General features: G+C 63.3%; 11 protein-coding genes. 5 read left to right on the top strand and 6 right to left on the bottom strand.

Features of this window, described 5'->3' with window-relative positions:
- Positions 1-117: 117 nt before the first annotated feature.
- Positions 118-888: a UTRA domain-containing protein gene (locus tag AEAC466_RS32585; protein WP_023458020.1), complete on the bottom strand. Its 771-nt coding sequence runs from the start codon at positions 886-888 to the stop codon at positions 118-120.
- Between the two features lie 84 nt (positions 889-972).
- Complete coding sequence (locus AEAC466_RS32580) at positions 973-1590, bottom strand: HD domain-containing protein (protein WP_023458019.1); 618 nt, start codon at positions 1588-1590, stop codon at positions 973-975.
- 172 nt (positions 1591-1762) lie between these two features.
- Between AEAC466_RS32580 and AEAC466_RS32575 the strand changes: the two genes are divergently transcribed.
- From AEAC466_RS32575 to AEAC466_RS32555, 5 genes are read left to right on the top strand one after another with little or no spacing between them, the layout of a single operon-like run.
- Entirely contained in the window at positions 1763-3910 is a 2148-nt protein-coding gene (locus AEAC466_RS32575) for a phosphocholine-specific phospholipase C (protein WP_023458018.1), read from the top strand.
- A gap of 2 nt (positions 3911-3912) precedes the next feature.
- A complete protein-coding gene (locus AEAC466_RS32570) occupies positions 3913-5007 on the top strand; it encodes a TIGR03364 family FAD-dependent oxidoreductase (RefSeq protein WP_023458017.1) in 1095 nt (364 codons plus the stop codon).
- A 7-nt stretch (positions 5008-5014) separates the two neighbouring features.
- Positions 5015-5839, top strand: coding sequence for a phosphonoacetaldehyde hydrolase (gene phnX, locus AEAC466_RS32565; RefSeq protein ID WP_023458016.1), 825 nt, complete (start codon positions 5015-5017; stop codon positions 5837-5839).
- Between the two features lie 13 nt (positions 5840-5852).
- The gene (locus tag AEAC466_RS32560; protein ID WP_023458015.1) at positions 5853-7145 is read left to right on the top strand and encodes a DUF5690 family protein; all 1293 of its coding nucleotides are present in this window, start codon (positions 5853-5855) and stop codon (positions 7143-7145) included.
- Between the two features lie 29 nt (positions 7146-7174).
- Entirely contained in the window at positions 7175-8557 is a 1383-nt protein-coding gene (locus tag AEAC466_RS32555; RefSeq protein ID WP_023458014.1) for a hypothetical protein, read from the top strand.
- Here the strand turns inward: AEAC466_RS32555 and AEAC466_RS32550 are convergent.
- The 4 genes from AEAC466_RS32550 to AEAC466_RS32535 all read right to left on the bottom strand — a co-directional run bounded on the left by AEAC466_RS32550 (position 8524) and on the right by AEAC466_RS32535 (position 13549).
- Positions 8524-9666: an aminotransferase class I/II-fold pyridoxal phosphate-dependent enzyme gene (locus AEAC466_RS32550; RefSeq protein WP_023458013.1), complete on the bottom strand. Its 1143-nt coding sequence runs from the start codon at positions 9664-9666 to the stop codon at positions 8524-8526. The two genes, AEAC466_RS32555 and AEAC466_RS32550, sit on opposite strands and share 34 nt — an antisense overlap.
- 73 nt (positions 9667-9739) lie before the next feature.
- On the bottom strand, positions 9740-11125 hold the full coding sequence (gene lpdA, locus AEAC466_RS32545) for a dihydrolipoyl dehydrogenase (RefSeq protein ID WP_023458012.1): 1386 nt from the start codon (positions 11123-11125) through the stop codon (positions 9740-9742).
- Complete coding sequence (locus AEAC466_RS32540; RefSeq protein WP_023458011.1) at positions 11122-12408, bottom strand: dihydrolipoamide acetyltransferase family protein; 1287 nt, start codon at positions 12406-12408, stop codon at positions 11122-11124. Before AEAC466_RS32540 ends, lpdA begins: the two co-directional genes overlap by 4 nt.
- Before the next feature lie 97 nt (positions 12409-12505).
- Positions 12506-13549, bottom strand: coding sequence for an alpha-ketoacid dehydrogenase subunit beta (locus AEAC466_RS32535; RefSeq protein WP_155913593.1), 1044 nt, complete (start codon positions 13547-13549; stop codon positions 12506-12508).
- Position 13550: the final 1 nt, after the last annotated feature.

Genomic DNA, 13550 nt, shown 5'->3' with positions numbered 1-13550 from the left:
CACATATATATGATTTTATGCATGTCCCGAAGCATATTTGACGGCAACACGCGCGCCAAAACAGCAACCTTCGCGCTAAGTCCGCCTCATTTCAAATTTTGCTTGAAAGACCGAAAGTCAGTTGCCGACGCGAATGTCGACGCTGATCTTAAGAGCGTCGTGGCGCCAATATTCCAGGTCGTATTCAACAACACGTCCCTGCGCATCATAACTGATGCGTTTGACCAACAGGCCCGGCAGGCCCGACTTGAGGCGCAACGCCACCGCCTCATCCTGAGTCAATGCACACGGCGCCATCTCTATACGGTTGCGCACGACGGCTATACTATAGTGACTGCGTAGCACCTGGGTGAGAGACTGGCTAAGGTCGTGCTCAAGCAATGACGGCGTCAAACGCGGGTCGACATGAATGGTTTCAACCAGAACGGCGCGGTCATCGATATAGCGACGGCGGCGAATTTCATATAGCGGCGCGCCCATATCGACGCCAAACACCACCGCCAGTTCAGCCGTTGCGGCAATCGTCCGCGCGTCCAGCAATTCAGTCTTGGGCGTCCGTCCCTGCGCCGCGACATAGGACATAAAGCCCTCCCATCGCGTCGGATCGTACACGATCGGCGGCGGCGACACATACCAGCCGCTGCGTTCCTTGCGATAGATCAGCCCTTCGGCCTCCAACTGGAACAGGGCAGCCCGAATCGTGCCGCGCGCCGCGCCCGTGCCGGTCTGAAGCTGGCGTTCGGATGGCAGACACGCCCCTTCGGCCAGATTGCCGTTGTGAATATGGGCGGCAATACTGTCGCGGACCCCAAGATAGTGCCGCGAATCCACCGCATCGGGCAGATCCATCCACCAGTCGGGCCGATCAAGCGGTTTTTTGGCAGTCATGGCGGGCACGCGAATATAATGGATGACCTGCGACTGAAAGCCGATTCGGCCATCCCGCGTCCAGCACGGAATTGATTTTACCCGTCAGGCCGCGCCGGCACCCACCGCCACGTCTGCCCCAACCATTAGCCTGCGGATCATCGGCTCATAGGTCGCAAAACCAGGCATTTCAACGCCAACCACCTTACCCAGCTCATCATATGCCCGCAATTTCATCGCCGCGTCATGGTCCGGATCTGCCTGAAAAGCCGCCATTTCCGCCTCGCTCATCATTCCGCCCTGCAAGATGAAACTTTGCAGCGAGGCGTCGCTCAGCCCTTCCAGATACTCCGGGTTTGCGGTGGCGAGGTAGCGTTTGGCCGCAACATGCAGGGCAATCGGCCGCGTAACGGCCGGCGGCAGGATACGGGCCAGATAACCAGAACCGATGCGCTCATGACGCGTATCTATGCCGCGGTCGGCCGCGTCCTCACCGAACTTGTGCAGCAAATGGCCGATGTCGTGCAACAGGGCGGCCACCACAAGCGCCTCATCCGCGCCATCCGCCTGAGCGTGCCAGGCGCATTGTTCGGCGTGCTCACGCTGGCTGACATGCTCACCGTAGTGATCGTCGCCACGCGTAGCATAAAGTGTCAATATATCCGCAACGGCATCGGATGAGTCCAGGGCGTGAGACAGGAGGGATTGAGACGTCGTATTCATAAGCGATTCCAGAAATAGTTATCTGGTCTATACCAGATCATCTATACCGCTACAAACAAATTTCCGAACCATTACCAATTTTCTGGCCCTTGAAATTGTCATGAAAATTTAAAACTACGCCTGAAAATTCTGGTCTATACCAGAAGGGATTTTGTCTCGATAAGGCGCCGTCATGACCCGAATCCCCGCTGAAACCAACCGCCGCCGCCTGCTGCAAATGGCTGGCGCGGGCTTGGGCGCCGCCGCCCTCGCCTCACTGGAAAAGGCGATGGCGACCCCCGCCAACAACACCCGAGGCACCATCGAAGATGTCGAACACATCGTCATCTTCATGCAGGAAAATCGGGCCTTTGATCATTATTTCGGCACCTTTGCCGGCGTGCGCGGCCAGGGCGATCCGCGCCCGCTACGGCTGCGCAACGGTCACAGCGTCTGGCGCCAGCCGAGCGACCAGCATGCCGATGGCTATGTCATGCCCTATTGGGCGGATTCGAAGACAGCCAATGCCTATGTCGTCGATGGCGCAGACCAGGGCCACGACGCGGCGACCCTGATCGTCAATGGCGGCCATTACGATCAATGGGGTCTGTCCAAGCAATTGCAGAACCGCATGACCTATTACAAGGCCTCCGACCTGCCCTACTATCACGCGCTGGCCGCCAACTTCACCATCTGCGACGCTTACCACTGCTCCACCCTGACCCAGACCTATCCCAACCGCCTGCATCTGTGGACCGGATGCAATGGCGCGGGCCATGTCGGCGGCGAGCCTGTGCTGAGCAATTACGGCGAGGACGAAACGCCCTCGGCCGACATGGCCGAAGACCGCCCCATCACCGCCTATACCTGGACCACCTATGCCGAGCGGCTGGAAAAGGCCGGGATCGATTGGAAGGTCTATCAGGAGTACGACAATTTCGGCGACAACATCCTGTCGGTCTTCAAGCCGTTCCGCCCGTGCGAAAAGCAGTCGAGCCTCTACCGGCGCGGCCGGTCATGGGTGTCCGAGCACAAGACCGGCGCCGACCGCACGCGCTCCGACGGTCAGCAACTGGTTGAGGCCTTCCGCGCCGATATCGCGGCTGGAAAACTGCCGCAGGTGTCGTGGATAGTCACCGCCGCCGCCCTGTCCGAACATCCGAGCTATACGCCCGCAGATGGCGAAAACGTCTGCGCCAAGCTGATCGAGGCCCTGACCGATCACCCCGACGTCTTCGCCAAGACCGTCTTCATCATCAACTATGACGAAGCCGGCGGCCTCTACGACCATATGTTGCCGCCCATGCCGCCCGCCGACGAGACGCAAGGCTTCAGCGGCGTGAACGTCGCGGGCGAGTTCAAGGACTACGGCCACGATCCCCACAGCCCCAATTCCGGCTTGCAACCGCTCGGCCTGGGCATCCGCATCCCGGCCATGGTCGTCTCGCCTTGGAGCCGCGGCGGCTTTGTATGCTCCGAGACCTTCGACCACGTCTCAACGATCAAGTTCATTGAAAAGCGTTTCGGCGTCATGGAGCCGAATATCAGTGACTGGCGACGCGCCATCAGCGGCGATCTGACCTCCGCCTTCGATTTCAAAACGCCCAATCGCGACCTGTCGCACTTGCGTCTGCCTTCGACCGATGACTACAAGGCGCGCCTGGCCCATGCCGCCGCGCAACCATCCCTGAAAATTCCGGCGATCCAGGCGCCCGGCGGCCAACCGGCCGAACAACGTCCCGCCCGCCCCCTGCCCTATGCCCTGACCGCCAACGGTCGCCAAATCGGCGGCGACTTTTTCATCGACCTGGCCAATACGGGCTCCAAGGCTGCCGTCTTCACCATCCATGATTACGGTCCCTATGCCGTTGCAGGGCCGTGGCGCTATACGCTCGATGCCGGCCAAAGCCATACCGCCGGTCACTGGAACCATCCTGACCGCAGCCGCTACGATCTGGCCGTCCATGGCCCGAACGGCTTTTACCGCCATTTCACCGGCCAGATGGAACGCCACGACAAGCGCGTTCCCGATCCCGTCAACGTTCAGGTCAGTGAAGCGGCGAAGACGGGCGAACTGGTCCTGGCCCTGCGAAACACCGGCGAAGGGCCCCTGACCGTGACGCTCACTGTCGATCCGCGTTACGGCGCGGGGTCGCGCACCATGGATCTGGCCGGCCAGGCAACCCAGACCGTAAAGCTTGATCTCGGCGCCAGCGACCACTGGTACGACCTGACCCTGACGATTGCCGGCGACACGGCCTGGTCGCGCCGCTACGCCGGTCACATCGAAACCGGCCGCGCCAGCCGAACCGATCCCGGCATCGGGCGGATGGTCGTATAGCCATGATCAAGACCTTTGACGTCGCCGTGGTCGGCGGCGGTATCGTCGGCCTGGCCCATGCCTACGCCGCCGCGAAAGCCGGCCTTACGGTTGCCCTGTTCGAATGCCAGGCGCGCGCGACCGGCGCCTCCATCCGCAATTTCGGCTTTGTAACGGTGACGGGCCAGCAGCGCGGTGCCTTCCACCAACTGGCGCAGCGCAGTCGCGATATATGGCAAGATGTCGCCGGTCCGGCCGGGATCGCCATCGAACATCGCGGCCTCTATGTCGCCGCGCGTTATCCCGAATCGGAGGCCGTGCTGCACGCCTTTCTCGCAACGGAAATGGGCGAAGGATGCGAAATATTGCGCCCGCAAGACGCGCCCTTCCTGGCCGACGGACAACGCGCCGTCCTGCATTCCCCGCACGACCTGCGCGTTGAATCCCGCACCGCCATTCCACTGCTCAGCCAATACCTGTCCGCCCTGGGCGTTGAACGGTTTTACAGCACGGCGGTAACGGGTGTCGAACAGGGACGACTGACCATCTCCCGGGGCACGTTTCGCGCCGAACGCATCATCGTCTGCCCGGGCGACGACCTGTCCGGCCTGTTTGCCGACCGCATCCGCGCGCACAACGTCTCCCGCTGCCAGTTGCAGATGCTGCGGCTGGACGACCCCGGCATAAGGCTGCCCGGTGCCGTCATGTCCGACCTCAGCCTCATCCGCTATCTCGGCTATTCCGACCTGCCGGAAGCCCGCGCCCTCACCGATCGCCTGCGCGACAGCCACGCCGAACACATCGCACACGGCGTCCACCTGATCGTGGTCCAGAGTGCAGACGGATCCATCGTCGTCGGTGACAGCCACCACTATGACGATGCGCCGGAACCCTTCGCTTCCACGGCAGTGGACGATCTCATCCTGGACGAATACCGCGCCGTTCTGGGTACGCCGCCATCAATACTCGAACGCTGGACCGGCACCTATGCCGTGGCCCCGGACCGCCTTTACCTCATCGACGCGCCCCTGCCGGACGTCCGCCTGTGTGTCGTCACCTGCGGCGCCGGCGCATCGACCGCCTTTGCCATCGCCGAACAGACGTTCAAAAGTTTCTGAGGACTCCATGACCCCTTCCCCTATCAAGGCCTTCGTATTCGACTGGGCCGGCACAATGGTCGATTACGGCAGCCTGGCACCCGTTCGGGCGCTTCAGGCCCTGTTCGCCCGTGAAGGCTTTACCCTCAGCGAGGCGGAGGCCCGCGCCGACATGGGCATGGCCAAGCGCGCCCACATCGCCGCCATCCTCAATCGTAACCCCATGCGCACCGTCTGGCGCGACACACATGGCACCGACGCGGGAGAGGCGGACCTGGACAGGCTCCTGTTAGACCTCGCGCCCGACATGATCGACGCCGCAGCCGCCACCGCCGACCTTATTCCCGGCGCCGCCGACCTGGTTGGTAACCTGCGCGGTCGCGGCGTGCGCATTGGCTCCGGCACCGGCTACAGCCGTGAGATGATGCAGGCCATACTGCCGCGCGCCGCCGCGCAGGGTTATTCGCCCGATCTGGTCGTCTGCGCCGGTGAAACGCCAGAGGGGCGCCCCTCTCCGCTCATGACATGGAAGGCCCTGGTCGAACTGGGCGCCTGGCCGGCGCGCGCCTGCGTAAAGGTCGATGATGCCGTGGTCGGCATCCAGGAGGGCCGCGAAGCCGGTGTCTGGACCATCGGTGTTGCGGCCAGCGGCAATGGTACGGGCCTGGACATGCCGTCCTATGCCGCGCTGTCACCAATGCTTCGCAATGGGCGTGTATCGCAGGCCCGTGACGGTCTGCTGGCGGCGGGGGCTGACTACGTTGTGGACAGCGTTGCCGACATCGCTGCCCTGCTGCCTGAGCTTGAGGCCCGCATAACCGCCGGCCAGCGCCCCGGCGCCACACGGACCTGAAGGAAAGCCCAATATGACCGCCGCCGCATTGTCTCCGTTTCAACGCTGGCTGGCCAAGGCGCCGACGCCGGTTTTCGCCCTATACGGCGGGCTTATGGCGTTCGGCGCCTATTTCGCCATGTATGCCTACCGCAAGCCGTTCGCCGTCGCCAGCTATGCTGATGTCGGGGCCCTGGGGTTCGGCATTGTGGTCGATTACAAGATCGCCCTGGTCATCTTCCAGGTCTTCGGTTACGCCCTGTCCAAGGTCATCGGCGTCAAGGTGGTGTCGGAATTACCCCCACGGTGGCGTGCCTTGGCCATAGTCCTTCTGATCGGATTCGCCGAACTGACCTTGGTCGCGTTTGCCGCCGTCCCCGCGCCGTGGAACATTGCCTGCCTCTTTTTCAACGGCCTGTCCCTTGGCCTGATCTGGGGCCTGGTGTTCGGCTTTCTCGAAGGCCGCCGCGCCTCCGAAATCCTGGGCTCGATCCTGTGCGCCAGTTTCATCGTCTCGTCCGGCGTGGTGAAGTCGGTCGGTAAATGGGTCATGCTGCAAGGCTGGGCGACGGAATTCTGGATGCCCGCCGTCACCGGCCTTATCTTCGCGCCCCTGCTGCTGATCTGCGTCCTGGGCCTCGCCCAGATGCCCCCGCCCAGCGCCGAAGACGAAGCCGCCCGCACCGCCCGTGTGCCCATGAACCGGACGGCTCGCCGCGCGGTGTTTTCGGCCTACGCGCCGGGTCTTGTCGCCCTGATCGTCCTATATGTCGGCCTGACCGCCCTGCGCGACTTCCGCGATAATTTTGCGGCGGAAATCTGGACGGACCTCGGCTTCAAGGACAGCGCCTCCATCTTCACCGTTTCGGAATTGCCCGTCGGTGCCGCCGTCCTGCTCGCCATGGCCTTGCTGACCATCTTCCGTGACAACCGGATCGCCTTCATGGCCAACCTGGCCATGGTCGGCCTGGGTCTTCTGTTGGCGGCGGGCGCCACCTTCGCGTTCCAGCAAGGCCTGACCGGTCCGGTCTGGTGGATGATCCTGCTCGGTGGCGGTCTCTATCTGGCCTATACGCCGTTCAACGCGCTTCTTTTCGACCGCTTTATCGCCGCCAGCCGTATGGCCGGAACCGCGGGCTTTCTCATCTACGTCGCCGATGCCAGCGGCTATCTCGGCTCCGTCGCCCTGTTGCTGTTCAAGAATTTCAGCGGCGTCGTGCTGCCATGGACGCAGTTTCTCGCTGCCGCCGCCTATGGTACCGCCGGTCTCGGCCTGATCCTGCTGGCCTACAGCGCCGTCTACTTCTCCCGCCGCCTGCGCAACTGATGGTCCCGCCTAAAGATACCGGAGTGTCCATGCCCTACCGTCTTAGCTTGGCCCTGCTTGCCCTAACTGTGGCAGGCGCGACCCAGGCCGCCCCCGCTGAGACCCGCACCTGGCAGGCCGGCGACCACCACGTCCACAGCCGCTATTCCGGGCGGTTCAAGGACGGCAAATACGTCCTGGGCGCAGACGGCATCTACCCCATGGCACGCAATGCCGAGGAAGCGCGCCGCTACGGCCTGAGCTGGATGGTCGCCGTCGATCACGGCGGCCCCGGCCTGTCGGTTCAACGCGCCGAACAGGCCTATCCAGAACTGCTGGCCGCGCGCCGGGACGTCCCCGAGGTGATCCAGTTCTACGGCATGGAGCTGGACACGCCCGGCGGCGATCACTCCAGCCTGATCATGCCGCTGGACAGTGGCGAACGCGATGGCCTGCGCCACTTTGAAAGTGCCTACGCCAAGGATGAGGTCGAAGATCCCGCCCGCGACACCACGGCGAAAATGCTGCAAATGCTGCGCGAAATGACCGCGATGGAAAACCGCCCGTTGATCATCGCCAACCATCCCTCGCGGTCCGCCTTGGGTGTACGCGACTACCACGGCCACACCCCGACAGAGCTGCGCGCCTGGAACGATACGGCGCCCGATATTGCCGTCGGTATGGAAGGCGCGCCGGGCCACCAGGGCGCGTCGTTGAAACCTGGCGTCACGCCCCAGACCCTGCGGGCACGCGGCTATTACGAAAAATCCCCGACCTTTGGCGGCTTCGACGCCATGACGGCAACGGTCGGCGGCGTGTGGGACAGCCTGCTCGGCGAAGGGCGGCATTTCTGGATCACGGCGTCGTCGGATTCGCACCGCAACATTGCCGACGGCGGCGAGGATTTCTGGCCCGGCCAGTATGCCAAGACCTATGTCCTGGCGCGGCACACCCCTGAGGATATTCTCGACGGCCTGCGCAAGGGCCGTGTCTTCGTCACCACCGGCGATCTGGTCAGCGAACTGGACATGGATGTGGCGGGCGCCTCTATCGGCGGCACAGCGCACGTCAAGACAGGCCAGATCGTGACGGTCAAGGTGCGCCTGCGCGATCCCGCCGGCGCCAATGCCCATGGCGACCATCCGGACGTAAAGCGCATCGACCTGATCATGGGCAAGGTAACCGGCAAGGCCGCGCCCGATGCCGACACTCTGCCGTCCGCCCATGTCGTCAAGCGCTTCACCGCCGCCGACTGGACCCGCAGCGGCGAAATCATCACCTTGAGCTACCGCTTCACAGCCGACGCGCCCGCCTATATTCGCCTGCGCGGCACCTCGACCGACGAAGCCGAGCCCTTGCCGGACCCGGTCGGCGAAGACCCGTGGCCCGACCTGTGGGTCTATTCCAACCCTGTATTTATCGACCTGAAATAGACGGTCAGCCGGCGGATCGCCTCTTCAATTTCCGGCGTCGAGACGGCAAAGCTCAGACGGATGAATCGGTGCCCGTCGACGGGATCGAAATCGACCCCCGGCGCGGTGGCGACGCCTGTTTCCAGCAACAGGGTCTTGCAGAAGGCCAGGCTGTCATCGGTCAGATGGGCGATGCTGGCATAGATGTAGAAGGCGCCGTCCGGCGGCGCGATGGTCGTCAGCCCAAAGGCCGGCAGGGCCGCCAGCAGAAGCTCACGGTTACGGCGGTAGACCGCGACATGGCCATCCAGTTCATCACGGCTGTCCAGCGCCTTCAGCCCCGCATGCTGGCTGAGGGACGGCGCCGTCAAGAACAGGTTGCCGGCAAAGGCGCGGGCACGATGGACATGGCTTTCCGGCACCAGCAGCCAGCCAAGCCGCCAGCCGACCATGCTGAAATATTTCGAGAAACTGTTGACGACCAGGGCATCGGGCGCGAATTCGAGGATGGATCGGGCCGGCGCGACATAGCTCAGGCCGTGATAGATTTCGTCGGACACGATGCGGATGTGGCGCTCGCGGCAAACCTGCGCGATGGCGGCCAGCTCATCGGGTTCGATGAGCGTGCCGGTCGGATTGGCCGGACTGGCGATGATCACACCGTCCGGTGCGGGATTGAGCGTCGCCAGCGCTTCGGCAGTCAGTTGAAAGCGCATGGCGCTGTCGCAGGCAATTTCCACCGGCTCCAGGCTCAGGGCTTTTAGCGTATTGCGGTAGGCGACATAGCCCGGCCGGGCCAGGGCGATGCGCTGCCCCGGCGAAAAGCTGGAAATCAGCGCCAGCAGCAGGGCGGGCGACGCGCCACAGGTCAGGATAAACTGCTCAGGCGCAACGACGACGCCGTAGCTGTCGAAATAGTGCTGGGCCAGCCTCTGTTTCAACTCCGGGCTTTCCCAATAGCCCAGCCCGTCGCTGTCGAGCACGCGATGCGCTTCGGCAATGGCGGCCTGCGGCGCACCGGTCGATGGCTGGCCGAACTCCATATGGATGATCGAACGCCCCTCGGCTTTCAGGCTGTGCGCCAGCCGGCTGATGTCGATGGCGTGGAAGGGAGCGATGTCACTGTGCATCCCGCCTGATTAGGCCAGACGCGGTCCGGCCTCCAGCGAAAAATGCAGCCGCACAGCAGCTCACCGTTCGCTGTCAGATATGGATAGCATGCCCCAGCGCCTTCAACGACGCCTCATGGAAGGCCTCACCCAGTGTCGGGTGGGCATGGATAATGCCCGCCACGTCTTCGAGGACCAGGCCCGTTTCGATGGCCATGGTAAAGGTCGAGACCAGTTCGGAAATATGCCGCCCGACCGCCTGAACCCCCAGGATGCGGTGGGTATCGGCGCGGGCGATGACGCGCACAAATCCGCCCTCCTCGCCGGCATCCATCGAAAGGGCGCGGCCATTGGCAGCGAACGGGAACACCCCCATCACCGTATCGGGCGCATCGGGCCCCGCACCGACGCTTACGATTTCCGGTTCAGTGAAACAGACGGCCGGAATGGCGATCGGATCGAAGCGGCGGCGTTTCCCCGCGATGATTTCCGCAACCATTTCGCCCTGGGCCGACGCCTTGTGCGCCAGCATGGGTTCGCCGACCAGATCGCCTATGGCCCAGACATTGTGGCTGGAGGTCGCACAGCGGTCATCGACCCGGACGAACCGGCCGTCCATGGCCACGGCCATATCTTCCAGTCCCCAACCCGCGGTCGCAGGCTTGCGCCCGACCGTGACCAAGATCTTGTCCGCCGGGAGGATCAGGCGCTCGCCCGCTTTGGTCTCAATCGCCAGCCCCTCGCCTTCCGCCCCCAGAGCTTTGGCTTCGAGATGCAGGGTCACGCCGTGCGCATTCAACCACTTACGCACCGGTTCGACCAGCTTGGCGTCATAGAGCGGCAGGATGCGGTCCATCGCCTCGACCACCGTCACCTGCGCGCCCATCTTGGCATAGGCTATCCCCAACTCCAGGCCGATATAGCCCGCGCCGACTACCACCAGCCGCGCCGGCACATCGGTCAGGGCCAGGGCTTCGGTCGAGGAGATGACCTTGCCGCCGAACGGCAGGAACGGCAGTTCGACCGGCACGGAACCGGTGGCCAGAATAACATGCTCCGCCTCGATGACGACCTCGCCGTCCGCTGTCGTGACGTGACAGGTGCGCGCATTGGAAAACCGTCCGAACCCGGAAATCACCCGCACCTTGGCCCGCTTCAATAGGGCAGCGACGCCACCGTTAAGGCGATCGACAATGCCCTCCTTCCAGCGCACGGTCTCGGCCATATCGAGTTCCGGTGAAGACTTAAGCCGGATGCCGAACGCCCCGCCCGATGCGGCCTGTGTCATCGTCTCATAGGTGGTGGCGGCATGGATCATCGCCTTTGACGGGATGCAGCCGCGGATAAGGCAGGTGCCGCCCAGGCGATCGGCTTCGACAAGGACCGTATCGAGCCCCAGCTGACCGCAGCGGATGGCCGCAACATAGCCGCCGGGGCCACCGCCGAGGACAAGAACCCTGACCTTCAGCTTTTCACTCATGACCGCTCCCCGGACGCGAACGGCGTCACGAACAACAGGGCCGGCCGTTCGATCAGGCGTTTGAGGCGCTGGACATAGCTTGCCGCCATATGGCCATCGACAATGCGATGATCGAAGGAGCTCGACAGGTTCATCAGGGTACGGATGACGATCTGGCCATTGCACACCACCGGCCGGTCGACCAGCTTGTTGGGCCCGATGATGGCGACTTCGGGGGCGTTGATCACTGGCGTCGCAGCGATGCCGCCAAGCGTGCCCAGGCTGGTCAGGGTGATGGTCGAACCGGACAGTTCCTCACGCGTGGCGGTGCCATCGCGGGCCGCTGCGGTTACGCGCGCTACTTCGCGGGCGCAGTCCCAGACGCTCAGCGCCTCAACATGCCGCACAACCGGCACCATCAGGCCGCCGGGGGTTTGCGTGGCGATGCCGATATGAACGCCGTCATAGCTGTGCAACACGCCCGCTTCATCGTCATAACGCGCGTTGAGGGTCGGAAACTCCGGTTGCAATACCGCCATGGCGCGCATGAAGAAGGGCAGCAGGGTCAGCTTGGGCTGGGTGGCGTCGGCGCGGTCGTCATTGAGGTCGCGGCGCAGGGCTTCCAGTTCGGTCAGGTCAAATTCCTCGACATAGGAAAAATGCGGAATGCGGCGTTTCGCCTCCTGCATCTTTTCGGCAATTTTGCGCCTCAGGCCGATAATCTTCGTTTCCGTGACGCCGGTGCGCCGGGTCTGGCCCGGGTCAGACGGGCGGGCGCCACCGCGTGCGATGTAGGCGTCCAGGTCTTCGGACGTTATGCGCCCGCCGGGACCGGTGCCTGAGACATATTGCAGCGGAATGCCCAGTTCGTGCGCACGGTGGCGCGTGGCCGGCGCGGCCAAGGGCGCCTCGCCTTCGGGACGCGTCGTAAAGGCGGGCGGGCCAGCCTGGGTTTGCGCCTGTGACGGCGGGGCCACAGGAGCCGCATGAGGCGCAGCGGGTTGGGCGGGTTTCGGGTCGGGTTGCGCGGCAACCGGTGCGACCGCCGGCGCATTACCGGCGCCTTCGACCTCGATTTCAACCAGGACCGAACCGACGGCCACGACGCCGCCCGGTTCACCGAAAATCGCCTTCACGACGCCAGATACCGGCGAGGTCATATCGACCGTCGCCTTGTCGGTCATGACATCGCACAGGGCGGCATCTTCGGCGATGGCATCACCCGGCTTGACGTGCCACGCGGCGATTTCCGCCTCGGCTATACCTTCGCCAATGTCGGGCATGTGGAATTGAAAGAGTCCCATATCTAAGCACTTTCCGAAAAGTGTGACGCACTTTTCGGTTAAAAAGTGCGACATAGAAAAAAATCTAAAGCGGCGGTCTGATCACCAGACTGTTGCTTTAGTCCTCCAGGCAGGCGCGAAGGGCCGGGACGATGCGGGACGGCCCGGGGAAATAATCCCATTCAAAGGCGTGCGGATAGGGCGTATCCCAACCGCCGACGCGACGCACCGCGCTTTTCAGATGATAGAAGCAGCGTTCCTGCACCAGGGCCGACAGCTCGCCGCCGAACCCGGCATATTTCGACGCCTCATGGACGATCAGGCACCGCCCCGTCTTTTTCACCGATGCGACAATGGCGTCGATATCGAGCGGCACGATGGAGCGCAGATCGATCAGTTCGGCGTCGATCCCGGTTTCTTCGATGGCAGACAGGGCGACATGGACCATGGTGCCATAGGCCAGCACGGTGACGTCATTACCTTCGCGCACGGTCGCGGCCTTGCCCAGGGGCACAGTGTACCGGCCTTCGGGCACTTCGGCCATCGGATGCCCGGCCCAGGTCTTGACCTGCGCGTCGGGGCGACCTTCGAACGGACCATTGTACAGGCGCTTGGGTTCCAGGAAGATAACCGGATCGTCGCATTCGATGGCGGCGATCAGAAGCCCCTTGGCGTCATACGGGTTGGAGGGAATGACGGTTTTCAGCCCGGTGATATGGGCGAAAATTGCTTCCGGGCTCTGGCTGTGGGTCTGGCCGCCGAATATGCCGCCGCCATAGGGCGACCGCACGGTGATCGGCGCCCAGAACTGACCGTTAGACCGGTAACGCAGACGCGCCGCCTCGGAGACAAGCTGGTCATAGGCCGGCAGGATATAGTCGGCGAACTGGATTTCGACGACGGGCCGCAAACCATAGGCTCCCATGCCGATAGCGGTGGCGATGATGCCGCCTTCCGAAATCGGCGTATCGAAGCAACGGGTCAGGCCGTATTTTTCCTGTAGCTTGTCGGTGACGCGAAAGACGCCGCCGAAATAGCCGACATCTTCGCCGAAGATCAGCGTGTCGGGATCGTGGGCCAGGCTGACGTCGAGCGCACTATTGAGCGCCTGGATCATATTCATCGTCCTGACGGAGATGGTATTAGCTGTGTCGAGCGCCATG

The sequence above is a fragment of the Asticcacaulis sp. AC466 genome, assembly GCF_000495815.1.
Lineage (GTDB): Bacteria > Pseudomonadota > Alphaproteobacteria > Caulobacterales > Caulobacteraceae > Asticcacaulis.
The sequence above is the reverse complement of the archived record's forward strand: the minus strand, read 5'-3'. Positions and strand labels throughout refer to the sequence as shown.